Below are 26,593 nucleotides of genomic sequence, written 5' to 3' on the forward strand. Positions count from 1 at the left end.
TTCATAACCACACTCGATTTGGGTGTGGTTTATTTTTTTAGATTGATAGATAAGGTTTAGCAATATGGCAGTTACCCAAATACCCGTTACAGTTAAAGGCGCAGAACAACTTAAAGAAGAGCTTTTGCGTTTGCGCAGTGTTGATCGACCATGGGTCATCCAGGCAATAGCTGAAGCGCGTGCGCAGGGCGATTTGTCTGAAAATGCAGAATATGAAGCGGCTAAAGAGCGCCAGAGTTTTATTGAAGGGCGTATCGCAGAGGTTGAAGCTAAGCTTTCTAATGCAATGATTATTGACCCTGCAACATTACATGCTGATGGGCGCTGTGTGTTTGGGTCAACGGTAAGAATAGAAGACCTGGACAGCGGTTATATTACCACTTATCAGATTGTAGGCGATGATGAAGCAGATATTAAAAACGGAAAAATCTCAGTGAGTTCGCCTATTTCCCGTGGTCTAATCGGTAAGTCTGAAGGCGATATTGCTGAAGTGATGGCACCAGGCGGTGTTAAAGAATATGAGATTTTAGAAGTGCAATATATTTAATGAAAAATCAATGGTTAGATAAACTCAGTTTAATTCTGATTACTTTCTGGGTTGGCGCTTTATGGACTACAGGTGCTGTAGCATACGTGCTATTTCAAACCTTGCAAGATAGCCAGCTGGCAGGGCAATTGGCGGGTAAGTTTTTTACTTATGTGTCTTATTTAGGTTTGTTTTCAGCGTTTTATTTGCTTATACATCGCCTGTTAGGCTATGGCACTTTGGCGCTAAAACAATCCTACTTTTGGGCGGTATTTGCAATGTTGTTACTTGTACTTGCGGGTCACTTTGGAATTCAGCCGATACTGGCACAATTAAAGGTAAACGCTTTTCCAGGCGATGTAATGCAAAGTGTATTTGCCAACAGATTTAAAACTTGGCATGGTGTGGCGAGCATTGCATACGTGATGCAATGCTTATTAGGTTTTGTGGTGGTGTTACGCGCTAGGTAGTGAAATATGAGGCTTTGATCTAAATAGCCTCATTATTATCTGAATTATTTTTGCGGGATGACAATTTTCGGTTTAGTGGACTGCCTGTAAATCACTAACTGTTTTCCAATATGGTGCACAGCTATTGCGTTGGTTTGTTCACAAATATCAGTTAAAAGTTTTGCGCGCAGAGCTCTATCGTCACCCATGACTTTAATTTTAATCAATTCATGTGCGTCTAAACTGACATTGATTTCTTTTAAAACGCTCTCCGATAAGCCTTTATTGCTTATCATCACGACTGGGTTTAAATTGTGTGCTAGGCCACGCAAGTAGCTAATTTGTTTTGAGTTCACGGCAGATGTCTTCTTGAGTTATCTTATTGATTTATATAGGCGAGCAGTTTAACAGATGAAACTAAAACCTTCCAGCAAAGCTTGGATGCATGAACATATCAATGATGAATTCGTGAAGCGCGCGCAAAAAGAAGGCTATAGAGCACGCGCTGCTTATAAGCTTACTGAAATTGACGATAAAGATAAGTTAATTAAACCCGGCATGACGATCGTCGATTTAGGCGCAACGCCAGGCAGTTGGTCGCAAGTTGTGGTGCAGCGTATAAAAGGTCAGGGACGAATTATTGCTTTGGATTTGCTGGAAATGGAGCCGATTAAAGGTGTAGAGTTTATCCAGGGCGATTTTCGTGAAGATGCGGTTTTGAAATTATTAGAAAAAAGTTTAAATGGCAAGCAAGTAGACCTTGTAATTGCGGATATGGCCCCCAATATCTCAGGTATTACTATCGTGGATCAGGCTGGTGCGGCTTATTTAACAGAGCTGGCTTTAGACTTCAGTAAAGACTGGTTGAAACCAAGTGGTAATTTTTTGGTCAAAGTATTTATAGGCGAAGGCTTTGATCAAATTTTGCAGAGCATGCGGGAAATGTTTGATAAAGTGGTCACGCGTAAACCAAAAGCTTCACGTGGTAGAAGTAACGAAGTGTATTTATTAGGTCTAGGCCGCAAGTCCTAGGTTTAAATTAATTTAAAAGTTACAGTTAAGCTACTTTATGAGCCGTAATTTAAGTAATATATCTATTAATTTAATATCCGATTCTAAATTAATAGCCAACACTTAAAGATAAATTTTACAAAAAGCGTAAGATGTTAAAAGTAGAACTAAACAAGCAATGCAATTAGAATTTAAAGAATTACCCCTTTAAAAAAGGAAAGATATTTTGAACAACATATTTAAGAATATTGCCATTTGGTTAGCCATTGCAATGGTTCTATTAGCTATTTTTAATGTAACTGGTGTTAAAAATGCTGTTGATAGCCAAGTCGTGTATTCGCAATTTATTCAAGAAGTGAAAGATGGGCGTATTGCCAAAGTGCAAATTGACGGTCGTATTTTGCGTGGTACAACACAAGATGGTAAAAAATTTAATACTTATGCACCTGCAGACCCATGGTTAGTTTCTGACTTACTTAAAAATAATGTCACAGTTGAAGCTAAACCAGATGAAGAGCAATCATTTTTGATGAGCATCTTTGTTTCATGGTTCCCGATGATATTGCTTATTGGGGTCTGGATATTCTTCATGCGCCAAATGCAAGGTGGCGGCAAAGGCGGTGGTCCTTTCTCTTTCGGTAAGAGTAAAGCACGCCAACTTGATGAAGGTAATAATCAAACTACATTTGCCGATGTCGCGGGTTGTGATGAAGCCAAAGAAGAAGTCACAGAAATCGTTGAGTTCTTACGTGACCCTACCAAATTCCAAAAATTAGGCGGACGTATTCCACGTGGTGTGTTAATGGTCGGTCCTCCTGGTACTGGTAAAACTTTGTTGGCACGCGCTATTGCCGGAGAAGCAAAAGTGCCGTTTTTCACGATTTCAGGTTCAGACTTTGTGGAGATGTTTGTCGGTGTAGGTGCTTCACGCGTGCGTGACATGTTTGAGCAAGCTAAAAAAAGCTCGCCATGCATCATCTTTATCGATGAGATTGATGCTGTAGGCCGTAGCCGTGGATCTGGTACTGGTGGCGGTAATGATGAGCGTGAGCAAACATTAAACCAATTATTGGTCGAGATGGATGGTTTTGAAGGCAACTCTGGCGTTATAGTGATTGCCGCAACTAACCGAGCAGACGTGTTGGATAAAGCGCTGTTGCGTCCAGGCCGTTTTGATCGTCAAGTGATGGTGTCATTACCAGATATTAAAGGTCGTGAACAAATTCTAATGGTGCATATGCGTAAAGTGCCCATTGATGTGGATGTTAAAGCCGACATTTTAGCGCGTGGTACGCCAGGTTTTTCTGGTGCAGATTTAGCCAACTTAGTGAACGAGGCTGCGCTATTTGCGGCACGTCGTAACAAGCGCACAGTAGACATGCAAGACTTTGAAGACGCAAAAGATAAAATCTTCATGGGTCCTGAGCGTAAATCGATGGTGATGCGTGAGGAAGAGCGTCTTAATACTGCCTATCATGAATCTGGACATGCAGTAGTTGCCAAGCTGTTACCGAAGGCTGACCCGGTGCATAAGGTGACGATTATGCCGCGTGGCTGGGCATTAGGTTTAACTTGGCAGTTGCCAGAGTTTGACCGCATTAGTAATTACAAAGATAAAATGTTGGAAGAAATTTCTATATTATTTGGCGGCCGTATTGCTGAAGAGATTTTTATGCATCAAATGTCTACTGGAGCGTCAAATGACTTTGAACGCGCTACGAAATTAGCGCGTGATATGGTGACTCGTTATGGTATGTCTGATGCGCTTGGCACGATGGTGTACGCAGGTAGTGAGCAGGATTCATTCTTTGGTAACATGAGTTCTAAAACTGTATCGGAAGCGACTCAGCAAAAAGTGGATGCTGAAATTCGCAGAATATTAGACGAACAATACGGTTTAGCGCGTAAATTGCTAGAAGATAACCGCGTTAAAGTAGAAGCGATGGCTGCAGCATTGATGGAGTACGAAACGATAGATGCCGATCAAATCAACGATATTATGGCGGGCATTACGGCGCGTCCACCCAAACCAACTCAAAGCAAGGCTAATCCGCCTAAAGATACTGGCACAACTGGTTTAGGCTCTAATCCAGCACCTCAGCCGACAGCTAAGACTTAAGTAATTTTTTTGATTTAAAAGGGCTAGTTTTCTAGCCCTTTTTTTATTGTTTAGATTTTAAGTATAATGCCATATGCACTCTCACTTTCTATGCGGAAAATACCAGCTTAACCTCAATCGCCCGCATGTCATGGGTATCGTCAATGTCACGCCAGACTCTTTTTCGGATGGTGGACAATTCTCATCTGCCAATTTAGCTGTCGAGCACGCACTGCAGTTGATTGCAGAAGGTGCTGATATTTTAGATGTAGGTGGAGAATCTACGCGTCCAGGAGCTAAACCAGTAAGTTTAGATGAGGAGTTGAGTAGGGTGATTCCCGTCATTAAGGCTTTAAGTCACATTGCAACCGTCCCAATCTCTATTGATACTTATAAACCCGAAGTGATGCGACAAGCCATTTTAGCAGGCGCTGATATTGTAAATGATGTGCGTGCACTGCAAGAGCAAGGCGCTTTGGAAGCGGTGGTGAATAGCAAGGTGGGTGTATGCTTAATGCACATGCAAGGCATACCTCAAACGATGCAGTTAAAGCCTGTTTATGAAGATGTGGTGAGCGAAGTAAAGCAGTTCTTAATTGATAGGCTGAACGTGGTCATGGCACATGGAGTTTCTAAAAACCGTATTTTGCTTGACCCAGGCTTTGGTTTTGGTAAAACGCGCATACATAATATTGCGCTAATTCAGCACTTGGACAGTCTGCTTGATATGGGCCAGCCATTGTTAGTAGGCTTATCACGCAAATCAGTTTTAGGTGCAATTGCAGGTGGAGATGAAGGGCAGCGCTTATATGCAAGTATTGCTGCTTCAGTCATTGCGGCAATGAAAGGCGCTAAAATAATACGCGTGCATGATGTGAAAGCGACAGTGGATGCACTTAAAGTGGTTGCAGCAATACAATAAATTTTAAATAAAATTAGTAAAAAAATAGGCGATAAACATGACTAAAAAATACTTCGGCACAGATGGCATTCGTGGGCGTGTTGGCGAATCTACCATTACACCAGACTTTGTAATGCGCTTAGGTTATGCTGCAGGCAAGGTATTAACTTCCGTTAATAGCAATCTTGCAAAAGGCGCGCATCCAGCGGTTTTAATCGGCAAAGATACGCGTATTTCAGGCTACATGCTAGAAGCCGCCTTAGAGGCTGGGTTGTCGGCAGCCGGGGTTGATGTTTTGCTTACAGGCCCAATGCCTACGCCCGCTGTGGCTTACCTTACCCGCGCTTTGCGTGCTCAGGCAGGTATTGTCATTTCTGCATCGCACAATCCGTATTATGATAACGGCATCAAGTTTTTTTCAAGTGAAGGTGCAAAATTAGCCGATGACATCGAGCATGCAATAGAGGCAGAGTTAGACAAGCCCATGCAAGTGATGGAGTCTGCCAAGCTGGGCAAAGCACGTCGCATAGATGATGCTGCTGGGCGATATATTGAGTTTTGTAAAAGTACATTTCCAAATAACATGGATTTACGTGGCTTAAAGATTGTGCTTGATTGCGCACATGGTGCTACTTATCATGTTGCGCCCAATGTGTTTCATGAATTAGGTGCAGAAATTATCACCATTGGCAACAAACCAGATGGCTTAAACATAAATGAGCAAGTAGGTTCAACGCATCCACAAGCACTGCAAAAATCGGTGCTTGAGCACAAGGCGGATTTAGGCATAGCATTTGATGGCGATGGTGACCGTGTCATGATGGTAGACGCCAATGGTAACTTGTTGGATGGTGACCAATTGCTTTACATCATTGCGATGGGTTTGTATGGTAAAGGCAAGTTACAGGGTGGCGTCGCGGGTACGCTAATGACTAACCTGGCATTAGAACACGCACTAAAAAAACATCAAATTCCATTTGCGCGTGCAAAAGTGGGTGACCGCTATGTGCTGGAACTGCTCAATGAAAAACATTGGAAACTGGGTGGTGAAAATTCCGGTCATATTCTTACCCTGGATAAACATACCAGCGGTGATGCCATTATTGCAGCCTTGCAAGTATTGCAGTCACTTAAACTCAGTGGAAAAACGCTTGTAGAGTTAGGTGCAGGCTTGGTGTTATATCCACAAGTGTTGATTAATGTAAAAACGGCAAAAAAAATAGATTTAGCTCACCATGTTCAAATACAGGCATCTGTAAAAGCTGCAGAAACAGAGCTTGCCGGCAGTGGCCGGGTATTGTTAAGAGCATCAGGTACCGAACCAAAAATTCGCGTGATGGTAGAAGGTGAAAACCTGATGCAAGTACAAACTTTAGCGCAGAGTATTGCAGATGTCGTAACACAAGCAACAACTTAGCATATTAAATGCAGTTTTTTGCATCAAAAAACCTTCATATCTCATTCATCAATCTTTAATAATTCAATGACATTCTAGCCTTCATGCTCAACTAAAAGAGTAATTGAAATTGGAGGCAAATATGCCACTTAGAATGCGTTTTTATATCAATCGCTTTTATCAGATAGATAGTTTTTTATGTATTGCTGTCAACCATACAAGTCAATATAGATTAATACGCGATTGTTTTAGGTTGGTAAGTCGTCTGGGTGACGGAGTATTTTGGTATGGACTGATGTTAGGCATTTTAATTATCAAAGGAGCTGAAGGTCTCACCCCAGTGGTGCACATGGCGCTTGCTGGTTTGGTTGGCACATTGCTTTATAAGTGGTTAAAAGGCAAAACCTTGCGTCCGCGTCCTTATGAAGTACATCAGGACATTTGGTTAACCGGCACTCCGCTAGATAAATTCAGCTTCCCCTCGGGGCATACCCTGCATGCTGTTGTGTTTGGTTTAGTGGCAATCAATTACTATCCGCAACTCGCAATCATTGTGGTGCCTTTTACTGCGATGGTGGCACTATCGCGTGTCGTGTTAGGGTTACATTACCCAAGTGATGTGATTGCGGGCGCTTTGATAGGTGGCTTGATAGCGGGGCTATCTTTTCAAGTTATTTAGATGCTCAATTTTTAAATTGCTGTCAGGCGCCAATCTTAGAGCCGCAGTGATTGCAAAACGCACTGCTTTTAGCAACGGTTGCACCGCAAGCTAAGCAGGTTGAATCTGGCTCTACATTATCTAGGATAGCGTCAGTGCTATTTTTTGTTTCTTGAATTTGTTTTATCTTTCCATGAGCAGCCTCTGCAATTTGTTTGCTGCCTTCAAAGGCTTTATTGCCAGCCGCTAATAGCTTGTTACCCGCTTGCCCTAGCAGCATATTAAGACGCTCGCCGTCATCATCACTAATAAATGATTTCATTGCACCTACTTCCAATACTGGTGTTTCTCCATCAAACTCAAGATAAGGTGCATTTTTAAAGCCTAAAGTTGAGGCATAAAAAACATGTGGAATAGAACTGCGCGTTACATTGTAAACCTTCACTCCAGCATTGTATTTTTGTCGTGCTGCTTCTAGCTGCGCTTCGCAAGTTTGGATGCTATCTATAAGGCGTTGATATTGATCATTAGCTTTTAACTCTGGGAATTTTTGCACCATACCACCCACGGCAGAAAGCACCATGCTTGATTGTTGATGCAGTTGTGCCAGTTGGTTGGCAGATGACACATCATCAGAAACTTTAAGCATAACGAGTTTTTCAGACTCTTGATATCCCTTCACTACGTCAATCAACTGATTGATAAGTGATACTTGTTTCTTACCAACAACGCCAATGTTAGACCAGCCTTCGCGGATGTTTTCTGATAGTGAGCGTAAAGTGTTGTAGCCCCAAAAAGCAATCACAGCGATGACAACCGCCGCAAACAGTAAAAACGTAAACAAGCTACCGATAAAACTCAAAATCGCATTCATTACTTTTCCTTATAGATAGTTGAATCTAACGAACAGGGTTTAATAATGCAGGTTGCCCAAACTCAACAACCTCAGCATTGGATTTTTGAAACCACGTTTTCCAAAAAGTAGCTAACGCTTGCATGGTTTGCGGTGAGCGATAAACGCCTTTGGCATGTTTGGCATCTTCAGTCAGTAAGCCAGCACCAATCACATACACTTTAGCACCACCAAAATCACCGAACATTTGATTATCTGCCACCAGTTTGAGTTCTTTTTCAGTGCTAATCTGGCGTACAGCTTGTTTGGCATAAAAGCTGGTAATAGAGGAATTTTCCAGCATATCTGAGGCGATAAGCACTATTTTTTGCTCGGCTTTGGATTGCTGCACCTTACTGGATATGTCTTTAAGGCTGGCTAACACATCGGATTTGGCTATATCATTGCGCCCATCACCAAAAGCAGTTTTCATTGCACGACCTACCAATTGCATAGCCATTTTTGATTGCATGGCTATACATTGGTCAAATTTTGACAGTACTGGTTTGGATATATCATCTCTAACTTTTGGAGCCAGCGCTACATCTAGCTTACCTGAAACCAGTACTTCAGTGTAGTGACCTTGAGTAAAGGCAGAAAATTGCGTTACTGAAAATGCTTGATTTGGTTGCAAAAAAGGACGTACATTGTCTGCTACCGATTGCTTGAGGCTATTATTGAACGGAGTGGTTTGATCAATAATGACAAATAACTCGGTTGTGGTGGCAACACTGGGTGCGGGGATTTTGGCGTTGTAGCAGGTGGGGATTGCGTCCATTTGACCCGCAACCACTGGACCTGCCAACCAAGCTAGGCAAAGTAACCAGTATTTATTCATAGCAGTTTGTCCAGTTCATCATCTAATTGCGTTTGTGTAGCACTGGCTTTCTCTGCCTCTGCCTTGGCAAGCATAAGTGCGTTTTTTACTTCTGTTTGCATAGATGGAGGCAGGCTTTTGATATAGGATCTTTTGTCATCTTTGTCCTGTAAAGAGTCCAACTGTTGAAGCGCTTGGTCAACCGTAAGCGGTGAGGTTATGGCTTCTTGACTGGCAGGTATTGAAACACCGTCAGGTTTATTGGATTTTCTGTCGGTATGCTTGTCTTGATTTTCGCGGTCTCGTGCTTCTTCTTGCCGCGTCATTTCCATAAACTTCCAGAAGGTGTTTTTGGTGTGCATTCCTTCTGTCCCAATGTCGGCATTACGTTCCATGAGTTTCTGTTGTAACGCTTCGAGCTTAGCTTGCGCTGCATCGGCTACTTCGTTATAGCGTTCACGTACATCTGCATAAGTTGAGTAGCGCCCATTGCCGATAGACTTAAACGCGGCTTTGCTATCAGATCCAGCAAACCCCCATCTATACCCGAATAAGCCGCCTAAAATTTGTAGAAACATAAAAATAAAAGCCAGTATGATGAATGTTCCCCAGCCACCATGTCTATCAATGTTAATTTCGTCCATCATAGCCTTATCTTTGGTAGCTTGGTTTTGCGCAAGGTCTGCATCTGGCATGATGGGATTGTCAGTGCCTTTAACCGTCATATCTAAACCATCATCGTTTAATGATAATCCAATTTCAGCCTGATTTTGACCGCCCACTACCGTTTGGTGCAGTGTTTTCTCTAACACTTGTCCACGAACATACGTGGCGCCAGCGGCTACAATCAGCACAATAACAACGGTTGCAATTGTGATCATATAGCTTTCATGCGTGCCCACGCGATTAGCTAATTGTGTATAGTTTGGCTGGCCATCGTCGATTGATTGCTTGCGTGCTAAAGGGACGGTGCCAGTAGTGAATTTATGCTTACGACCATCCTCAGCCCACTCACGGCGCGCGTGTTTGATTTTATTTGACTTGTACAACTCATGCCCTGCAAAGTGTGTAAAAGCAAACAAAATAACTGAAATTAAAAATGCAATGCCTAATGCGCCATATTGTTGAGTACTTTCACTCGCCCCTGGAATTGTCCAGCCTGCAAGCACGTAACTAAATCCCATAGCCTCAACAAAGACCAATAAGGCCGTCAGCAGAAAAATCCAGGTTGGCGTTGAAGTGCGGCCGTTATCACCTGCTTTGGTGATGTAGTCAATTTTTTCATTAAAATCGTGCTCATTTTGAATACGAATGAATTTCTTGTAATCACGGCTCAGCGCTTTTTCTGCTTTAAACCACGTATTATCGGCCGAGTCACGGTTCAGGTCTTTTGATAGTCGGCTAATGCGGCCCACTAACGGAAAGCTCATCCAGGTGTTGAGCCACCACCATGCTACCTTATCCCATAATGCTGCCATTACCAGCATCGCAAACATTACACTCACAACACTCCAAGCCATTACTGGTGAGGCGGCGAAAATTTCTTTAATCGTTTCCAACATGGGTCATTTCCTCTTAACGAATCATTTTTGGTTTAAAGTCAGCTACAAGCGTATTATCTCTATCGCCATATATTATTTTTCCTTCTTTCGATATGCCACTACTATCGGCAGGCATTAAAATATCCATGCACTGCAAACCATGTGCACCTTGTGCAAATACGCGATATATCACCCCATTGCTACCTTGATAAGTATTGACGGGTGGGTTGATTAAAACATCCGGTTTAGGATTGCGATTTTTGTTTGGGTTATAGTTGCTATAGACTTTGAGTTCTGGTGCATTAGCAAGCGTTGCACCGTCACGCAACACGGCTACGTGGTTTAGTACTACTAGATTGCCGCCCACTGTGTCTTGCCATGAGCGTCCATTAAGCCCTGGTAGATGGTCGTTCGTTGCAAAAGCTTTACCATCTTTAAGCGATTTCACTGATCCAGAATCACGCGGCCTATCTAAATTGCAAGCACTGATCTGTCGCATATCACTTGCTTGCGCTGTACTTATAAGTGCGAATTTAGGTTTGGTGCCTGCTACTTCGCCAATATTCACTGCAGAATTTTCGCGTGTGACTGGTGCCCCACCAAAATCAATCCATGATCGTGGCAATACTTTAGTTTTTGCTATAGAGGTATCTTTAGTGGTCGTGGTTTTTTGGTCCACTTTTTTAGTGGTAACAGTTACTTTTTCTTTTTTATTGAATGGTACTTTATTAGTGGCTTTAGTTTCTGCTTGAGAGGTGTTTGCGGAGGTTTCTGCATTACTTTTCGCATTGGTCACATCTTTGGTTACATCTATGGCACGGTAATACTCGGTTTTAGCACGCTTATTTTGCAGATAAAGCTTGAATGCTTCCTCATTGGTTAAATCTACAATTTCCACCCTACGGTTTTTAGCGCGGCCTTCAGGCGTGGCATTGTCATCAGCGGGCATAGTTTCGCCTGCGCCTTGGTAGAACAGCTGGCTTTCTTCAACCCCCATAGATTTAAATAATTTAGCAACCGACTGGGCGCGTTTTTCTGACAAATCGGCATTCGTTTTAGAGTTGCCAGTGTCGTCGGTATGACCAATTAGCAAAATACGTTTTTTACGTAGCTCGTCAAAAATGACTTTTTTTTCTTGCTCGGTCTTATCCTTACTGATAAGTGCGAGTTGCTCTTTTGCTGAATACTGTTTAGCAATTTCGCTAAAGTGCTGTTTTGCCTCCGCTTGAAGTTCGCCTGATCCGCTAGTAAATTGAGGTTTACCATCTACGTCCACCACTGAAACAGAAAGCCCTACTTTTTGCGTGGTGTCAGCTGATGTTTTGTCTGTTGGCTCCATCTCCGCACTAACCGCTAGCGGCGTGACCTGCATATCCAAGCCATATTTTTGCCCAATTTTTGAAAGTGCACATTGGCGATTATCAACTTCTGAGCCAATAAATGCACCTAGCGCACCACCGATGCCAATGCCAAGTAAGATACCCGTGGTTTTGCTATCGCCAATTTGGCTACCGATAACACCGCCTAAAATCGTCCCTGCTAGTATGCCGATGTTACGGGCATTGTTAGCACAAGGATCATCGCTAGCAAAAGTTTGCTTGAATGTTTCTTTGATTGAAGAATTTCCAGTTTTCGGGTTGGTAGTAACGCAACCTTGTAGCGTTAAACATAAAAGTAGCGGTGTTGCGATGATGCGAGGAGATAATCTGAATTTATTTAAAAAAGTAGCAAGTTCTAACCGTGGTGCTAGCTGATTGACTAACGGATGTTTCATTTTAAAAAGACGAGCAGGGAAAGCGGCCAGTTTTTTATGGCTGTAGTTACGCATCAAAATACCTTTTTTTATTAATTTTTTTTGATTGTAACTTACTTGTAATTAATTGTAACGTGTTTAATGTTCGTTTCGCTGACAGGCCCAAATGATTTTTTTATGGGGAGTTTCAAATACCTTCAAAATACCATTTTGAGATTGTTTGTAATTTAGTATAAATGTATATTTAGATTTAATTACAGAAGCTCAAAACGCCAGCAAAAAATACTTGAGAACTGCTTGGTGCTAAGTGCAAATCTACTTCAAAGTTCAGTTACATTAAATTTGTATAGATTTACATTAAAATATTCAATTGGCTTTGGTGGAAAATACTTTAAATGTGTAGCGCATTGTTCTCGCCAACTATCTAGCTGTGCCATACTCAGATTCTTGAGTTCAGGTTCTAATATTGGATTTCTTCCATTTAATGCCTCACCTATATCAGCTACGGCCAGCTGTGTTTTAGCTATGTAATACACAAAGTGCCTAAATACACGTTTATCTAATAAACGTACTAAGAAATAAATCACATTCGGTAGTCTGACAAAACGTAATATGCCATCCCAGAATGCTAGCCGCTTTAAGGCAACTATAGTCACGATTTTAGTGCATCTAAAATTTATCGAAATAAATTGTGCAATAACATCTTGGTGACGAGTTAGCAGGTAACGAGGAGAGGTGTTCATTATTGGCGCCAAATGTGCGTCCATCGCCCATTCTGATGCAATATGGGTCAATACTTCATTTTTATGCCACATCGCTTCATGTGCGGGGACAAAATGGTTATGGGCGATTACATCAACATATAAGTGACTCATATAACCAATCGCAATCGCAAGTTCTTCATCCGTTTGTGCGGCTAGCATCAGTTGGTGGGCGTTTTCCCACAGATGCGTGTGCCGATAACGATGGCTTACAATCGCCAGATCAGGCAAGCAAGCCCCAGCCATAACCAGTTCAGGAAATTTTTTAATAGCGCTTTGTAGACGTGGGTCTAGCAATGGCATTGCCCAAAGTAACGATTGTGCGAAATACAAATGCGTTACTAAGCCCCATGCGTTGGCATCTATTGAATATAGGCAACACGGTAACCACCAATAACATTTTTTTAGGTATGCTGGTAATTGCATGGCTTCTAATTTGCCATGCAGTTATGAATTAAACGTTACAAAACCATGATTTTTTAGTGACAAAATTGATGATGGCTATTCATAAAATCGTCATATTAAACCGCTATTGTTCAATTTAATTAACTACTTGATTAAATATATGAAAATCTTATTTATCTCAGATGTTTACTTTCCGCGCATTAATGGCGTATCTACTTCTATTAAAACTTTTGTAGAGCAAATGCAGAGTTTAGGCCATGAAGTACATTTGATTGCGCCGGATTATGAAGTTGCAGCACAAGATGATGATTCATGGGTTAAGCGTATTCCGGCACGCAGCATATATTTTGATCCTGAAGATAAGCTCATGAAGTATGGTGAGGCGATGAAATTATTGCCTAGTCTTGAGCAAGAAAAATACGACATTATTCATGTGCATACACCTTTTGTGGCGCACTACCTGGGTCTTAAACTGGCCGCAAAGCTTAATATCCCTTGTATAGAAACCTACCATACATTTTTTGAGGATTATTTGCATCATTACTTACCTTGGATGCCTAAGTCTTTGGCACGAGGCATGGCGAGGTTGATATCCAAACGTCAGTGCAATGCGGTAGATGCGATTGTGGCGCCATCAAAACCCATGCTGGATGTATTGCGCGCTTATGGCGTAAAGGTGCCTGCTGAAGTCATTCCTACCGGTTTACAAGAACACAGTTTTAAAGAAGCCGATGGTCAGGCATTCAGATTGAAATATGGTATAGCCTTAGATCGTCCAAAATTACTCTATGTGGGTCGCGTGGCTTTTGAAAAGAACATCCATTTTTTATTAGAAATGACCAAAATACTGGTCGAAAAGCGGCCTGATGTGCTGTTGGTCGTCACTGGTGAAGGGCCAGCCGAGGCAAGTTTACATCAGCTGGCTAAAACACTAGGAATAGAAGATAACGTAAAATTTATCGGGTATTTAGACAGGCATACCGAGCTAAATGCCTGTTATCAGTCTGCCGATGTATTTGTATTCGCTTCTAAAAGTGAAACGCAAGGATTGGTGCTATTAGAGGCTATGGCGCAAGGTACGCCCGTGGTGGCGATTGCTGAATTGGGCACAGCCTCAATTTTGATTGAGGGTAAAGGCGCATTGATAGCCAATGAATGTACGCAGCATTTTTCTGAAAGAGTGCATCAGTTATTGATATACCCAGAGCATGCATTTGAGCTTGGCAAGCAAGCAAAAGCCTATGCATTAGACAAGTGGACCGCTAAATTGCAGGCTGAGCGCATGATTAACTTTTACTCACAGATCATCGTTTGTAAGCCCTCTATTGCAGGCTATTCTCAACTCCAGGCTGAAATTCTAAAAAATCAGGCTAGTCATTAAGCAATTTTTAAGGTCACAGCCAATAAAAAAGCCAGCAACTGCTGGCTTTTTAAATAACTAAATCGCTATATCTTAAGGTCTGGAAGCTTCTTGCTCCATTTCTTCCATGCTGATATGACGAACATCTTTACCTTTAACCATATAAACTACGTATTCAGAGATATTTTTTGCGTGGTCACCAATGCGCTCAATCGCTTTTGAAACAAATAATACTTCTAAAGACATTGAGATTGCCCGTGGATCTTCCAGCATAAATGTAATCAGATGGCGAATCGTCATTTGGTACTGATCATCTACCTGTTCGTCCATTTGTGCAATTGCCAGCACTTTAGTCGCATCCGAGCGTGCAAAAGCGTCTAACGACATATGTAACATTTCACGCGCCAGATTAGCCATTGCTTTTATTTCGGCAAAGCGCGGCGTCCACATACGGTCTGTTTCAAATGTTTTTTGTGCAAATCGGGCTACTTTTGCGGCTTCATCACCGATACGCTCAAGATCTGTAATGGTTTTAATCATCATCAGAATCATGCGTAAATCACCTGCCGTTGGCTGGCGTCTTGCAATAATATGACTGCAATCTTCATCTATTTGTACTTCTAGGGCATTGACTAGATGGTCTCGTTTAATCACTGACTCAGAGAGTCTCGGGTTTGATGTCACCAATGACTCAAGTGCATCTACAATCTGTTGTTCAACCAGACTGCCCATTTCCAGCACCTTGGCGCGTACGGCTTCTAATTCAGCATCGTATTGTTTAAAAATATGTTCAGATTGCATCACTTAATCCTTTTAAAGTCTTGCTGGGCGTCACTAAAAATAAATACTTTACTCATATAAAATGGCTTGATGTGCCTAATTAACCAAACTTGCCGGTAATGTAATCTTCTGTTTCTTTACGAGTGGGCCGGGTAAAAATAGTGTCTGTATCGCCGTATTCCATCAGTTCACCTAAATACATATAGGCTGTGTAATCTGAAACACGAGCCGCTTGTTGCATATTGTGTGTTACCACTAAAATTGTAAGTTTATTTTTTAGTTCACTCATTAGCTCTTCAATGTTGGCTGTGGCTATTGGGTCAAGTGCCGAAGTTGGCTCGTCAAATAGCATAATTTCAGGGTCGGTTGCCAACGCGCGAGCAATGCACAAACGTTGCTGCTGGCCACCTGATAAATTAAAGGCTAAGTCTTGCTGGCGGTCTTTGACTTCATTCCATAATGCAGCGCCTTTTAAGGCTTCTTCTACTTTGTCATCCAGCATACGTTTGTTGTTTTCACCACGTACACGCAGACCGTAAGCTACATTTTCGTAAATGGATTTAGGGAACGGATTGGGCTTCTGAAACACCATGCTAATGCGCATACGTACTTCAATCGGATCAACGCTTTTTTCCAAAATGTTGGTGTTGTCAGGGTGCATGACGATTTGACCCTCATATTTATTGCCAGGGTATAAATCATGCATGCGATTAAAACAGCGCAGGAATGTGGATTTTCCGCAACCGGATGGCCCGATGAGTGCGGTAATTTTATTTTCATAAAGCGGCATATTGACGCCTTTAAGCGCATGGTTACCACCGTTGTAAAAAAAGCTGAGGTTGCGTGCTTCAGCCTTTACCGGCGTAGTTGTTGTCATCATGTGAAGGTAGATTCCTGTTAATAGATATTCAAATAATTATTCATTACCATTTGATGTTTTTGCGCATTTTGTAGCGCATTCTGATAGCAAAACCATTCATCAACAATGTGACTAGAATGATTACCACACCTGCCGCAGCTGCATTGACATGAAACGCTTCGCTAGGTCTGGAAAGCCAACTGAACATTTGAATCGGTAGTACAGTAAAGCCCGAAGACAGCCACTCAAAGTTTAAGAAAGGTGCGGCTGTCGTGATTGGCGATGGCGGCAAAAATGCAATAAACGTGAGTGCACCAATGGTGATAATCGGGGCTGTTTCGCCGATCGCACGTGCCATGCCAATGATGACGCCAGTGAGAATGCCGCCGAAGGAATATTTAATCACGTGGTCGTACACCACTTGCCATTTGGTGGCACCTACTGCGTAGGCTGCTTCACGAATAGCAATCGGGATGCTACGTATCGCTTCACGTGTGGCCACAATCACTACTGGCAAAATTAACAAACCCAGTGTTAAGCCAGCCGTGAGAATACTCTGACCAAAATCCAGAATATACACAAATAGACCAAGTGCCAATAAACCGTAAATGATAGAAGGCACTGCCGCAAGATTAGATACATTGATTTCAATTAAATCAGAGAACCAGTTTTTAGGTGCGTATTCTTCAAGATAAATTGCCGCCATGACGCCCATGGGTACGGCTGAAAAAAACGTTACCAGCATCACCAAAGAAGAGCCGACCAAAGCCGACAACAAACCCGCGCTATCTGCACGGCGGGAAGGAAAATCAGTATAGAAGCTGGCTGAAAGTAATTTAGGGTAACCCGATAGAATTAAATCGATAAACAGCGTCAGTAGGGTGAGTAAGCCTACCATTAAACAAAGTAAGCCGATGATTGAAAAAATATAATCATTGAGTTTGTGGCGCTTAATCATGGCGCGCACTTCATCAAGATTTTTAAGTGTGTTTGCTTGTGGTTGCGGATTCATTTTAATATCTCTCGCTAAATTTCTTGCGTGTCATATGGCCAATAAGATTCAAAGTGAGCGTCATTAGCATCAATACTAGGCCGGCGGCAAAAATACTTTGATAGCCGATACTGCCGTGCGGCAAATCGCCCATCGCCACTTGCACAATATAAGCGGTAATTGTTGCAGCTGACTCCATCGGGTTAAAGGTGAGGTTAGGCTGCTGACCTGCTGCAATGGCCACTACCATGGTTTCACCAATGGCGCGCGATATGCCTAGAATGTAAGCAGCCACAATGCCGGATATGGCCGCTGGTGTCACCACGCGAATTGCAGTTTGAAAACGTGTTGCCCCCATGGCATAAGAGCCCTCGCGCATGCTCATGGGTACGGCGCGCATGGCATCTTCAGATACTGAAGCAATGTAGGGGATAATCATAATGCCAACCACAATACCGGGGCTTAGCATATTAAAAGTGGGTAATCCTGGGAATATTTTTTGTAATAAAGGTGTTATAAATAACAGGGCAAAGTAACCAAACACAATGGTCGGCACACCTTCTAAAAGCTCCAATATGGGCTTGACTGTTTCACGTACTTTGTGAGAGGCAAACTCAGAAAGATAAATCGCGCTAATCGTACCAATCGGAATAGCTATCATGAGCGCAACCCCAGTGATTGTTAGCGTACCCGATACTAATGGCAATATTCCATAACGCGGGTTTTCAAATAGCGGTGTCCAGACGGTATCCGTTAAAAAGTCTTTAAGCGCAACATGCTCAAAAAAGCCGTAAGACTCATACAATAAAATGCCGACAATGGCCACCGTCGTAAACACGGCCGAGAGGGCGGCCAGCATTAACACGAACTCGATGACACGTTCTTTGAAGTGTCGGGTAAAGTTTTTAGATAGGCGATCGCTGATTTGAAGATTGATAGGGTTATTTAGCACTTGATTTACCGTATTCACGTTGAGTACACCAGCTTATTGTAGCGGATTTTAGAAAGATGCTGGCTTGTTAGTGTGATTAAATTTAACACCTAACAAGCCAGAACCAGTTAGCTCATATTATTTAATACGGGCTAATAACTCTTCAATTTTTACACCAACTTCAGCTTTACCGCCAAAACCAGTGCCTGGTTTGAGCTCTTTCCAATGTTTAATTACTGCATTCTGCTCTTTTTCTGGTAACGCCACATATTTTACTTCTTCAATCAGCGGTTTGCTTTGTTCCAGATAGTAGTTAACAAAAGCTTTGACCTCTGGTTTAAACGCGGCAGCAGTTGCGTTGACATAAATAAAGATCGGGCGCGCAAGCGGTTGGTAAGAGCCATCTTCAATCGTTGCTTTTGAAGGCAATACAGCTGGTTTGCCTGCCTTTTCAATAATCGCCACCGCAGTCAATTTGTCCTGGTTTTCTTCATAATAGGCATAACCGAAATAACCAAGACCGCCAACATCACCCACTACGCCTTTTACCAGTACATTGTCATCTTCAGAGGCAGTAAAGTCACCGCGGCTGGATTTTGCCTTACCCACAATCGCTTCGGTAAAGTAGTCAAACGTACCTGAATCAGCACCAGGGCCAAATAATTTCACCGGCGTGTTAGGCCAGGCCGGGTTGACCTGATTCCAGGTTTTCACTTTACCTTGTGCTGCTGGTTCCCATAGTTTTTTAAGTTCAGTAACCGTCATTTTTTTGGCAAAATCATTTTTTTGGTTAATGACCACAGTAAGTGCATCGTAAGCGATCGGCAATTCAATAAATTGAATACCAGCTTCTTTACAAGCATCAATTTCTTTTTGCAAAATAGGACGAGAGGCATTTGAAATGTCAGTTTCACCACGGCAGAACTTTTTGAAACCGCCACCAGTACCTGAAACGCCAACAGTTACTTTGGTTTTTGAAATTTTTTGAAACTCTTCAGCCACTGCTTCACTGACTGGATAAACTGTGCTTGAACCGTCAATCTTGATGATTTTTTCTGCGGCAAGTGCGTGTGATGTTGAAAATGTTGCAGCAACTAAAGTCGCGACACGTAGTGATTTGGTTAGTATTGTGTTCATAGTATCTCCATCAAAGTTAAAAAGATTTTTAATCTGATGCGAATATTAGAATTTAATTGTGACAAATTGATGACAAAAATATGACTTTGTTAAATAAAAAAGGGCATTTTAAAGGCCCTTTTAAAACGAGCTAATACTGTGTAATTGTCGCTGCGCGGTGTGATAGATGTCATTAAACGACTAAAAACGCCACTGGCCATGTTTGTTCTCCCCAAATGAAATTAGTTATTATGTATACGATTTATTTAACCGCACGCGCGTGAGTTCGCGGGTATAAAACAGAAAATTTAAATTCTTTAAGCCGGATATCCTTGTTATATAATTGCCCGGCAGAGTAGTTCGCTACAGTGCGTTTCCGGCAGCAAAATTATGACATAGATATGACAAAAATATGAAAATCAAATTAGTTGCAGAATTTTTTGGGACCGCGCTGCTGCTGGCTGTAGTGACGGGCTCCGGCATCATGGGTGAAGCTATGAGTGCTGGCAATGCCGCCGTGGCGTTGCTAGGCAACAGCATTGCCACCGGTTGCGGCCTGTATGTGCTGATTACCTTGCTTGCACCTTTATCTGGCGCGCATTTTAACCCGGTAGTCAGCATTATGTTCTGGCGCGCTGGCGCGCTTAATTTGCAAACATTATTGAGTTATATCGCAGCGCAAATTACCGGCGCAATCGGCGGCGTTTGGCTGGTCCACTTGATGTTTGCTTTGCCAATTATTCAGGCCTCAGCCAAGCCCAGGCATGGCCTGGGCATTTGGGTAAGCGAGCTGATTGCCACACTGGTTTTGCTTAGCGTGATTCGCTTAGGCGTAAAGCATGCCAAAGAAAAAGTGGCGATGCTGGTGGCATTGACGGTCACCGCCGGATACTGGTTTACCTCTTCTACTTTTTTTGCAAACCCTGCGGTTACATTGGCAAGAAGTCTAACCAATACTTTTGTGGGTATTCACCCATCAGATGTGTTGGGTTTTGTTTCCGCGCAATTGGTTGCGGTATTATTAATATCAATTTTAATTAAGGCTGAAGCGAAATGAGTGTCACTATTTATCATAATCCGGCTTGCGGTACATCTCGAAACACCTTGGCGATGATACGCGCCAGCGGTGTGGAGCCTGAGGTGATTGAGTATCTGAAGACCCCGCCAAGCCGTGAAAAGCTGGTTGAGTTAATTTCAAAAATGGGCATTAGCCCGCGTCAGCTATTGCGCGAAAAAGGCACGCCTTACGCCGAGCTTAAGCTTGGCAATCCAAGCTTATCTGATGACGCGCTGATTGATGCCATGATGCTACACCCTATTTTAATCAACCGCCCGATTGTGGTGACGGCCAAAGGCGTGAAGTTATGCCGTCCATCTGAACTGGTGCTGCCACTTTTGGATAATATTAACTTTGCTACGTTTGTTAAAGAGGATGGCGAAGTGGTGAATGTTGGTTAGCGGTTCCCTGAGTTAGCGGTTCCCTGAGCTTGTCGAAGGGAATCTGTCACTTGAGCCTTATCCCTTCGACAAGCTCAGGGAGCATGAAACCATATAAGCCTTTGCTGTATAATGCTCATTTTTAGAATTCAATGAAGTCATTATGGAAGCTGAACAACTCAATATCATTGCTAATCGCCTGGTCGATTTAAGCGAGCGCAATAACGCCCTTAGGGGGTATCTTTGACTTTGAGACGAAGTCACAGCGTTTAGAAGAAGTTAACGGCTTGTTAGAGGACCCGAAAATTTGGGACGATAACGCTAAAAGCCAGGCGCTAGGTAAAGAAAAGCGCGAGCTAGGCTTAATTGTGGATTCTTTAACCAGCTTACAAGCGGGCTTAAAAGATTCGCAAGAACTGTTTGATATGGCGCGTGAAGAAGGCGATGATGACGCTTTATTAAGTGTTGCTGCGGATTCTGAAGCGCTGGAAAAGCAAATCGCCGACATGGAATTTAAACGCATGTTCTCGCAGCCGATGGACGCTAACAATTGTTTTATTGAGTTTCAGTCAGGCAGTGGCGGTACCGAAGCGCAGGACTGGTGCAATATGTTGTTGCGCATGTATTTGCGTTACTGTGAGCGCAAAGGCTTTAAGGTAGAAGTGCTGGAAGAGTCTGAAGGTGATGTGGCGGGCATTAAAGGCGCGTCAATCAAGGTCTCTGGCGACTATGCTTACGGTACGCTGCGGACTGAAAATGGCGTGCATAGACTAGTGCGTAAATCACCGTTTGATTCTAATGCCAAACGCCACACTTCATTCGCCAGTGTGCAGATTTTCCCTGAAGTGGATGATTCCATCGAGATTGACATCAACCCAGCAGATTTGCGGGTAGATACCTACCGTGCCAGTGGCGCTGGTGGTCAGCATATTAACAAGACTGATTCTGCCGTACGTATAACGCATATTCCAACCAATACCGTAGTGCAATGTCAAAACGACAGATCGCAGCATCGCAACCGGGCAGAAGCTATGAATATGCTTAAAGGCGCACTGTATAACCTGGAGCTAAACAAGCGGAATGCAGACAAGCAAGCACTTGAAGATGCTAAAACCGATATTGGCTGGGGACATCAAATCAGGTCTTATGTGCTTGATCAATCAAGGATTAAAGATTTACGAACAAGTGTTGAAATTGGCAATACCCAAGGCGTGCTAGATGGCGATCTTGACCCATTTATTACTGAAAGTTTGAAGCAGGGAGTTTAAGAGTGAGTAACGAACAAAGTAGTCAGCAAAATGCAAATAATGCAAATAATGAAGGTACGCCAGTAGACGAAAATCACGTCATTGCCGAGCGTCGTGAAAAGCTGAAAGCAATTCGTGAAGCGACAGGAGGCGTTGCTTTCCCGAATGACTTTAAGCCGGATTATCAGGCTGCGGTATTACATGCCGAGTTTGGTGGTTTTGAAAATGAAGTGCTAGACCCTAAAGCCGTGCATGTGAGCATCGCTGGCCGCATGATGCTGAAGCGCGTGATGGGTAAAGCCAGTTTTGCTACTGTGCAAGATAGCACCGGGCGCATTCAGTTGTTCATTTCTAAAGACAATATAACGGATGAGAATAAAGAGGCGATTTACGATGCTTTTAAGCATTGGGATTTAGGCGACATTATTGCAGCTAAAGGCGTATTATTTAAAACCAAAACAGGCGAGCTTTCAGTTAAGGTATCTGAACTACGCTTACTCACTAAATCTTTACGCCCGCTGCCTGAAAAGTTTCATGGTCTGCAAGACCAAGAGGTGAAATATCGCCAGCGCTATGTTGATTTGATTGTGTCTGAAGAAACACGTGCAACTTTTATCGCGCGTAGTAAAGTGGTTTCAGCCATTCGTGAGTTTATGCTGGAAAATCAATTTCTAGAAGTTGAAACCCCTATGTTGCACCCTATTCCAGGTGGCGCATCGGCTAAACCATTCATCACACATCACAATGCGCTGGATATGCAAATGTATCTGCGTATCGCCCCAGAGTTATATTTAAAGCGTTTGGTAGTGGGCGGATTTGAGCGTGTATTTGAAGTAAACCGAAATTTCCGTAATGAGGGTTTAAGTGTTCGTCATAACCCTGAATTCACCATGATGGAGTTTTACGCAGCTTATACGGATTACTTATGGTTGATGGATTTCACTGAGCGTTGTATTCGTGCTGCGGCAATTGCGGCACGTGGTACAGCGGTGCTCGAATATCAGGGGCGCGAGTTAGATTTAAGCAAACCGTTTGAGCGCCTGACGATTGTAGGTGCGATACAAAAATATGCACCGCAATATACGCATGAGCAGTTGCACGATACCGCATTTTTACGTGCAGAAATCATGAAATTTGGCACAAAACCTTTTGATCACGCAGGCTTAGGTGCATTGCAATTAGCCCTGTTTGAAGAAACAGCTGAGAGTCAGTTATGGAATCCAACCTATATTATTGATTACCCGGTTGAGGTTTCACCTTTAGCGCGTGCTTCTGATTCAAATCCAGAAATTACCGAGCGTTTTGAGTTATTCGTCACAGGGCGTGAAATTGCCAATGGCTTCAGTGAGCTTAATGATGCTGAAGACCAGGCAGCGCGCTTCCACGCGCAAATGAAAGCCAAAGAAGCGGGTGACCATGAAGCGATGTTCTACGATGCGGACTTTATACGCGCCTTGGAATATGGCATGCCGCCAGCAGGCGGTTGCGGTATCGGTATCGACCGCTTAGTGATGATGATTACCGATAGCGCAAGTATTCGTGATGTGATTCTGTTCCCGCACATGCGCGCTGAAAGCTAATCCGTATGTAGGAGCGGCTTGCAGCCGCGAACAACCCAAGCAACAAGTTTCAATGGTCGGAACTTCACCATCGCATTCGGGGCTACAAGCCCCTCCTACCAAAACATCTTCAAACCGCTGGCTAAATTTAATTAGCTTAGCGGTTTTTTATTGTCTAAGATAAAAGATAGCGATATTGCCAGCACTCAAGCTGAAAGTCGTTTGACACATTGTTAGTTGCACACGCAGTTCAACAAAAACCTTCATATTACCTTCACGTAAGTGTCATAAAGCCTCACTAAACTAGGCTCATCTTAATGTTATCGGCATGTCTAGATGAGTTTACTTGCAATCAATCGTTTTGGGGGTGAGGCTGTTTACAGCCAAATCGCCCGTCAGTTGGAAGATGAAATCCAGCGTTTCTATCAGCCTGGCAGTTATTTGCCGTCCGAGGCTCTGCTTGCGCAACGTTTTGGCGTGAATCGCCATACGCTGCGTCGTGCGATTGAAGAGCTGATGCAGTCTGGCTTGGTCGAACGCAATCACGGCAAGGGCACACGTGTACTTGATGCGCCGATTGATTATACGTTGGGACAGAATACGCGCTTTACCGAACTGCTGGAAGCCGAAGGCATGACGGCAGTCACGCGTATTTTGAGAAAGCTGCAAATACCAGCGCGCGACGGCGTGGCCAAGCGCCTTGGTCTAGCCGAGGATACGCCAGTGGCTTGGCTGGAAACCTTGCGTTTGGTAGATGACCGGCCTTACTGCGTGATTTCTCACTTTCTCCCGTTACAGCGCTTTCCTGAATTGCTGGAAAGTTATACCGGCGGATCACTTCACGATTTTATTCTTAGCAACTATCAAATATCTCTACGCAGGGTGGAAAGTTTGGTAACAGCCACACTGCCATTAGGTGATGATGCCGGTTTGCTACACATGCCACAGCATCAGGCAGTGTTACGGGTTAAGAGCGTGAATGTCGATGTAAATACTGGCGTGCCACTGGAATATGCATTAACAAGATTTCGTGCCGACCGCATTCAGCTGAGGATTTGTCCGTAATAGTTTTATTAATTTTTGTTTTATAAATTTTGCTTTATCTAACCTTAAAGGAGTGTTTCAAATGTTTGCTAAAAAAATGTTTTCCACGATGACTGCTGCGCTATTAACGGCTTCTATTCTGACCCCTACTCTGAGCTTTGCAGCACAAAACGACGGTAGTGAAGCTAAGCCTCTGCGCGTGATTTTAGTGCCTGCTGATGGCGGTACCGAAGATGGTACCAAAAAAGATTTTCAGCCAGTGTTTGATGCAATTTCAAAGTTTTATAACATCAAGTTCGATATCAAAGTGGGGCAGAGCTACGGCGCTGTGGTTGAAGCGATGTGCAACGGTGCGGCTGATATTGCCTGGTTTGGCCCAGCTTCATACATGCAAGCGCATAACCGTGGCTGTGCAGATTTATTAGCATTAGCTGTGAAGAATGATCAATCTATTTACTACTCAGGCATTTTTGCGCGTAAAGATGCCAACATCAACAGTATTACTGATCTTAAAGGTAAAAAAATTGCTTTGGGCGATGTGAATTCAACCTCTAGCTTTAACGTACCTGTGGCCATGATGTTAGCTAATGGCGTGAATCCTGCTAAAGATGCTTCAGTCATCAATATGGCAGGTAGCCATGCCAACGTGCTGAAAGCCTTGGCTGAAGGCTTGGTTGATGCAGGCGGCGCTTCGTTTGATTCTTACGAAAAAGCCGTGAACCAAAAAGCCATTGACCCGAGCAAAATTAAGGTGGTAATGAAGAGTGCCCCAATTCCTAACCCACCATTGGCTGTGCATCCAGAATTAAGCAAAGAGCTTAAAGCGAAACTTAAATTTGCATTCAGCAATGTAGCCAAAATGGACGGCATTACTAAAGAGCAAATTCGTGGTTACGGCGGTGCTAAGGTAGATGGTTACACCTCAGCGGTGAGTGAGGCGCAAATGGCAGAAACTGGCAGAATGTTTGACACCGTGACTGACCAAGTGAAAACCGAAATCATGCAAAAAGCAGGTAAACGCTAGTCAATTTTTTGCAACAACTTGAGACCTTTGCAAAAGTGTTTAGTGTGGATAAAGTACAAGGCGCACGGAACACAGAAGCCGAGATAGTACGCGGTGTACAGCGAGGTTGCGAGTACCGCGCAACGCAGTAATTTGCCGCAATAAACACTTTTGCAAAGGTCTCAACTTGAGTTGGGCGGCACAGCGATGGCTACACTAACATCATTAAGGAGATATCAACATGATCGAATTTCAACAAATTTCAAAAAAATGGCCAGACGGCACGTTAGCACTGTCTGATGTGAATGTGAGTATTCCAAAAGGGCAGTTTTGTGTAATTTTAGGGCCTTCAGGTGCTGGTAAGTCAACGCTACTCCGCACAGTCAACGGGCTTACGCAAACGACTGGTGGGCGCATCAACATTGATGGTACAGAGTTGACAGCGGCTACTGCCCGCACATTGCGTCAGCGCGTGGCGATGATTCATCAGCATTTTAATTTAACCTTGCGCATGAGCGTGGCGGCTAATGTGCTGGCTGGGTTGTTGCCCGTAGTTTCTACAGGACGCGCGATTTTAGGCTGGTTTGAGCCCGCGCATCGTGCAAAAGCCTGTGCCTTGTTAGCGCGCGTTGGGCTAGACCCTAAGCATTTGTTGCGCCGCGCAGGTGAGCTTTCGGGTGGGCAACAGCAACGCGTAGGTGTGGCACGCGCCTTTATGCTTGACCCTGAAGTAGTGCTGGCAGATGAACCTGTGGCAAGTTTGGACCCAAAAATCTCACGCGAAATTTTAAGCTTGATACGAGATGCGGCGCGTGAACGCAACGCAACAGTGCTTTGCAGTTTGCATCAAGTAGATTTAGCGCGTGAATTTGGCGACCGCATTGTAGGTATGCGTGACGGAAAAATTGTGTTCGATGGTACGCCAGCCGAGTTTACAGATGAGCGCATGGAAGCCCTGTATCAAGGTGCACAGTGGGAAGATAACGCTGTTGCAGAGGCAGCAGATTTATATAACGATGCATTGCAACCGCAATTAGTGGCTGCTTAAGAGAAAAATA

General features: G+C 43.4%; 27 protein-coding genes. 16 read left to right on the forward strand and 11 right to left on the reverse strand.

Annotated features, from left to right (window positions below):
• Positions 1 to 64 precede the first annotated feature (64 nt).
• On the forward strand, positions 65 to 547 hold the full coding sequence (gene greA / locus Q8J82_RS05045) for a transcription elongation factor GreA (protein WP_304908773.1): 483 nt from the start codon (positions 65 to 67) through the stop codon (positions 545 to 547).
• Positions 547 to 996, forward strand: coding sequence for a DUF4149 domain-containing protein (locus Q8J82_RS05050; protein ID WP_304892235.1), 450 nt, complete (start codon positions 547 to 549; stop codon positions 994 to 996). The genes greA and Q8J82_RS05050 overlap by 1 nt, the downstream gene beginning before the upstream one ends.
• A 44-nt stretch (positions 997 to 1,040) precedes the next feature.
• Here Q8J82_RS05050 and Q8J82_RS05055 read toward each other — a convergent pair whose 3' ends face one another.
• Complete coding sequence (locus Q8J82_RS05055) at positions 1,041 to 1,331, reverse strand: YhbY family RNA-binding protein (protein WP_304892236.1); 291 nt, start codon at positions 1,329 to 1,331, stop codon at positions 1,041 to 1,043.
• 55 nt (positions 1,332 to 1,386) lie between these two features.
• Between Q8J82_RS05055 and rlmE the strand changes: the two genes are divergently transcribed.
• From rlmE to Q8J82_RS05080, 5 genes are all read left to right on the forward strand, one after another.
• The gene (gene rlmE, locus Q8J82_RS05060) at positions 1,387 to 2,007 is read left to right on the forward strand and encodes a 23S rRNA (uridine(2552)-2'-O)-methyltransferase RlmE (RefSeq protein WP_304892237.1); all 621 of its coding nucleotides are present in this window, start codon (positions 1,387 to 1,389) and stop codon (positions 2,005 to 2,007) included.
• A gap of 205 nt (positions 2,008 to 2,212) precedes the next feature.
• The gene (gene ftsH, locus Q8J82_RS05065; protein ID WP_305327868.1) at positions 2,213 to 4,105 is read left to right on the forward strand and encodes an ATP-dependent zinc metalloprotease FtsH; all 1,893 of its coding nucleotides are present in this window, start codon (positions 2,213 to 2,215) and stop codon (positions 4,103 to 4,105) included.
• A 73-nt stretch (positions 4,106 to 4,178) separates the two neighbouring features.
• A complete protein-coding gene (gene folP, locus Q8J82_RS05070) occupies positions 4,179 to 5,006 on the forward strand; it encodes a dihydropteroate synthase (protein ID WP_305327869.1) in 828 nt (275 codons plus the stop codon).
• 37 nt (positions 5,007 to 5,043) lie between these two features.
• Positions 5,044 to 6,402: a phosphoglucosamine mutase gene (gene glmM / locus Q8J82_RS05075; protein WP_304892240.1), complete on the forward strand. Its 1,359-nt coding sequence runs from the start codon at positions 5,044 to 5,046 to the stop codon at positions 6,400 to 6,402.
• Between the two features lie 121 nt (positions 6,403 to 6,523).
• The gene (locus tag Q8J82_RS05080; protein WP_304892241.1) at positions 6,524 to 7,060 is read left to right on the forward strand and encodes a phosphatase PAP2 family protein; all 537 of its coding nucleotides are present in this window, start codon (positions 6,524 to 6,526) and stop codon (positions 7,058 to 7,060) included.
• Positions 7,061 to 7,082: 22 nt separating this feature from the next.
• Here the strand turns inward: Q8J82_RS05080 and Q8J82_RS05085 are convergent, their stop codons facing one another.
• The 5 genes from Q8J82_RS05085 to Q8J82_RS05105 form a co-directional block, all read right to left on the reverse strand.
• Positions 7,083 to 7,913 carry a LemA family protein gene (locus tag Q8J82_RS05085; RefSeq protein ID WP_304908772.1) on the reverse strand — a complete coding sequence of 277 codons (831 nt, stop codon included), beginning with the start codon at positions 7,911 to 7,913 and terminating at the stop codon, positions 7,083 to 7,085.
• A 25-nt stretch (positions 7,914 to 7,938) separates the two neighbouring features.
• Positions 7,939 to 8,769 (reverse strand): hypothetical protein, encoded by an 831-nt coding sequence (locus tag Q8J82_RS05090; protein WP_304908771.1) that lies wholly within the window; start codon positions 8,767 to 8,769, stop codon positions 7,939 to 7,941.
• Positions 8,766 to 10,310 (reverse strand): hypothetical protein, encoded by a 1,545-nt coding sequence (locus Q8J82_RS05095; protein ID WP_305327870.1) that lies wholly within the window; start codon positions 10,308 to 10,310, stop codon positions 8,766 to 8,768. Before Q8J82_RS05095 ends, Q8J82_RS05090 begins: the two co-directional genes overlap by 4 nt.
• A gap of 13 nt (positions 10,311 to 10,323) precedes the next feature.
• Positions 10,324 to 12,117 carry an OmpA family protein gene (locus tag Q8J82_RS05100; protein WP_305327871.1) on the reverse strand — a complete coding sequence of 598 codons (1,794 nt, stop codon included), beginning with the start codon at positions 12,115 to 12,117 and terminating at the stop codon, positions 10,324 to 10,326.
• Positions 12,118 to 12,362: 245 nt separating this feature from the next.
• Positions 12,363 to 13,229 carry a zinc dependent phospholipase C family protein gene (locus Q8J82_RS05105; protein WP_305327872.1) on the reverse strand — a complete coding sequence of 289 codons (867 nt, stop codon included), beginning with the start codon at positions 13,227 to 13,229 and terminating at the stop codon, positions 12,363 to 12,365.
• Between the two features lie 139 nt (positions 13,230 to 13,368).
• Here Q8J82_RS05105 and Q8J82_RS05110 point away from each other — a divergent pair, with 139 nt between their 5' ends.
• Positions 13,369 to 14,589 (forward strand): glycosyltransferase, encoded by a 1,221-nt coding sequence (locus tag Q8J82_RS05110; RefSeq protein ID WP_305327873.1) that lies wholly within the window; start codon positions 13,369 to 13,371, stop codon positions 14,587 to 14,589.
• Between the two features lie 72 nt (positions 14,590 to 14,661).
• Here Q8J82_RS05110 and phoU read toward each other — a convergent pair whose 3' ends face one another.
• From phoU to Q8J82_RS05135, 5 genes are all read right to left on the reverse strand, one after another.
• On the reverse strand, positions 14,662 to 15,369 hold the full coding sequence (gene phoU / locus Q8J82_RS05115) for a phosphate signaling complex protein PhoU (protein WP_304892248.1): 708 nt from the start codon (positions 15,367 to 15,369) through the stop codon (positions 14,662 to 14,664).
• A 79-nt stretch (positions 15,370 to 15,448) separates the two neighbouring features.
• Positions 15,449 to 16,228, reverse strand: a complete 780-nt coding sequence (gene pstB, locus Q8J82_RS05120; RefSeq protein WP_305327874.1) for a phosphate ABC transporter ATP-binding protein PstB — start codon at positions 16,226 to 16,228, stop codon at positions 15,449 to 15,451.
• A gap of 43 nt (positions 16,229 to 16,271) precedes the next feature.
• Positions 16,272 to 17,219 carry a phosphate ABC transporter permease PstA gene (gene pstA / locus Q8J82_RS05125; protein WP_305327875.1) on the reverse strand — a complete coding sequence of 316 codons (948 nt, stop codon included), beginning with the start codon at positions 17,217 to 17,219 and terminating at the stop codon, positions 16,272 to 16,274.
• Position 17,220: 1 nt separating this feature from the next.
• Complete coding sequence (pstC, locus tag Q8J82_RS05130) at positions 17,221 to 18,168, reverse strand: phosphate ABC transporter permease subunit PstC (RefSeq protein ID WP_305327876.1); 948 nt, start codon at positions 18,166 to 18,168, stop codon at positions 17,221 to 17,223.
• Positions 18,169 to 18,267: 99 nt separating this feature from the next.
• Complete coding sequence (locus tag Q8J82_RS05135; protein WP_305327877.1) at positions 18,268 to 19,266, reverse strand: PstS family phosphate ABC transporter substrate-binding protein; 999 nt, start codon at positions 19,264 to 19,266, stop codon at positions 18,268 to 18,270.
• 391 nt (positions 19,267 to 19,657) lie between these two features.
• Here Q8J82_RS05135 and Q8J82_RS05140 point away from each other — a divergent pair, with 391 nt between their 5' ends.
• The 8 genes from Q8J82_RS05140 (at position 19,658) to phnC (ending at position 26,583) form a co-directional block, all read left to right on the forward strand.
• A complete protein-coding gene (locus Q8J82_RS05140; RefSeq protein WP_305327878.1) occupies positions 19,658 to 20,302 on the forward strand; it encodes an MIP/aquaporin family protein in 645 nt (214 codons plus the stop codon).
• Positions 20,299 to 20,703 (forward strand): arsenate reductase (glutaredoxin), encoded by a 405-nt coding sequence (gene arsC, locus Q8J82_RS05145; RefSeq protein WP_305327879.1) that lies wholly within the window; start codon positions 20,299 to 20,301, stop codon positions 20,701 to 20,703. Before Q8J82_RS05140 ends, arsC begins: the two co-directional genes overlap by 4 nt.
• A gap of 142 nt (positions 20,704 to 20,845) precedes the next feature.
• A protein-coding gene (gene prfB / locus Q8J82_RS05150) for a peptide chain release factor 2 (RefSeq protein ID WP_304908515.1) occupies positions 20,846 to 21,950 on the forward strand; the annotation gives its coding sequence in 2 pieces (ribosomal slippage) (positions 20,846 to 20,926 and positions 20,928 to 21,950; 1,104 coding nt in all).
• 2 nt (positions 21,951 to 21,952) lie between these two features.
• A complete protein-coding gene (gene lysS / locus Q8J82_RS05155) occupies positions 21,953 to 23,509 on the forward strand; it encodes a lysine--tRNA ligase (protein ID WP_304892258.1) in 1,557 nt (518 codons plus the stop codon).
• 315 nt (positions 23,510 to 23,824) lie between these two features.
• Entirely contained in the window at positions 23,825 to 24,553 is a 729-nt protein-coding gene (gene phnF / locus Q8J82_RS05160) for a phosphonate metabolism transcriptional regulator PhnF (protein WP_304892259.1), read from the forward strand.
• 61 nt (positions 24,554 to 24,614) lie between these two features.
• The gene (locus Q8J82_RS05165; protein WP_304892260.1) at positions 24,615 to 25,556 is read left to right on the forward strand and encodes a phosphate/phosphite/phosphonate ABC transporter substrate-binding protein; all 942 of its coding nucleotides are present in this window, start codon (positions 24,615 to 24,617) and stop codon (positions 25,554 to 25,556) included.
• An 8-nt stretch (positions 25,557 to 25,564) separates the two neighbouring features.
• Positions 25,565 to 25,687: a hypothetical protein gene (locus Q8J82_RS05170; protein WP_304908514.1), complete on the forward strand. Its 123-nt coding sequence runs from the start codon at positions 25,565 to 25,567 to the stop codon at positions 25,685 to 25,687.
• A gap of 89 nt (positions 25,688 to 25,776) precedes the next feature.
• A complete protein-coding gene (gene phnC / locus Q8J82_RS05175; protein WP_304908513.1) occupies positions 25,777 to 26,583 on the forward strand; it encodes a phosphonate ABC transporter ATP-binding protein in 807 nt (268 codons plus the stop codon).
• The last annotated feature ends 10 nt before the right edge of the window (positions 26,584 to 26,593 follow it).

Origin of the sequence: Methylotenera sp. (genome assembly GCF_030684185.1) — a bacterium.
Lineage (GTDB): Bacteria > Pseudomonadota > Gammaproteobacteria > Burkholderiales > Methylophilaceae > Methylotenera.

Bases quoted from the DNA above. Each gene is read 5' to 3' on its own strand.
- phnC (WP_304908513.1), top strand. From the start codon at position 25,777: ATGATCGAATTTCAACAAATTTCAAAAAAATGGCCAGACGGCACGTTA.
- arsC (WP_305327879.1), top strand. From the start codon at position 20,299: ATGAGTGTCACTATTTATCATAATCCGGCTTGCGGTACATCTCGAAAC.
- Q8J82_RS05110 (WP_305327873.1), top strand. From the start codon at position 13,369: ATGAAAATCTTATTTATCTCAGATGTTTACTTTCCGCGCATTAATGGC.
- phnF (WP_304892259.1), top strand. From the start codon at position 23,825: ATGAGTTTACTTGCAATCAATCGTTTTGGGGGTGAGGCTGTTTACAGC.
- phoU (WP_304892248.1), bottom strand. From the start codon at position 15,369: ATGCAATCTGAACATATTTTTAAACAATACGATGCTGAATTAGAAGCC.
- Q8J82_RS05090 (WP_304908771.1), bottom strand. From the start codon at position 8,769: ATGAATAAATACTGGTTACTTTGCCTAGCTTGGTTGGCAGGTCCAGTG.
- Q8J82_RS05100 (WP_305327871.1), bottom strand. From the start codon at position 12,117: ATGCGTAACTACAGCCATAAAAAACTGGCCGCTTTCCCTGCTCGTCTT.
- Q8J82_RS05165 (WP_304892260.1), top strand. From the start codon at position 24,615: ATGTTTGCTAAAAAAATGTTTTCCACGATGACTGCTGCGCTATTAACG.
- folP (WP_305327869.1), top strand. From the start codon at position 4,179: ATGCACTCTCACTTTCTATGCGGAAAATACCAGCTTAACCTCAATCGC.
- glmM (WP_304892240.1), top strand. From the start codon at position 5,044: ATGACTAAAAAATACTTCGGCACAGATGGCATTCGTGGGCGTGTTGGC.
- Q8J82_RS05135 (WP_305327877.1), bottom strand. From the start codon at position 19,266: ATGAACACAATACTAACCAAATCACTACGTGTCGCGACTTTAGTTGCT.
- Q8J82_RS05080 (WP_304892241.1), top strand. From the start codon at position 6,524: ATGCCACTTAGAATGCGTTTTTATATCAATCGCTTTTATCAGATAGAT.
- Q8J82_RS05105 (WP_305327872.1), bottom strand. From the start codon at position 13,229: ATGCAATTACCAGCATACCTAAAAAAATGTTATTGGTGGTTACCGTGT.
- rlmE (WP_304892237.1), top strand. From the start codon at position 1,387: ATGAAACTAAAACCTTCCAGCAAAGCTTGGATGCATGAACATATCAAT.
- Q8J82_RS05140 (WP_305327878.1), top strand. From the start codon at position 19,658: ATGAAAATCAAATTAGTTGCAGAATTTTTTGGGACCGCGCTGCTGCTG.
- pstA (WP_305327875.1), bottom strand. From the start codon at position 17,219: ATGAATCCGCAACCACAAGCAAACACACTTAAAAATCTTGATGAAGTG.
- Q8J82_RS05050 (WP_304892235.1), top strand. From the start codon at position 547: ATGAAAAATCAATGGTTAGATAAACTCAGTTTAATTCTGATTACTTTC.
- Q8J82_RS05095 (WP_305327870.1), bottom strand. From the start codon at position 10,310: ATGTTGGAAACGATTAAAGAAATTTTCGCCGCCTCACCAGTAATGGCT.
- greA (WP_304908773.1), top strand. From the start codon at position 65: ATGGCAGTTACCCAAATACCCGTTACAGTTAAAGGCGCAGAACAACTT.
- Q8J82_RS05085 (WP_304908772.1), bottom strand. From the start codon at position 7,913: ATGAATGCGATTTTGAGTTTTATCGGTAGCTTGTTTACGTTTTTACTG.
- pstB (WP_305327874.1), bottom strand. From the start codon at position 16,228: ATGATGACAACAACTACGCCGGTAAAGGCTGAAGCACGCAACCTCAGC.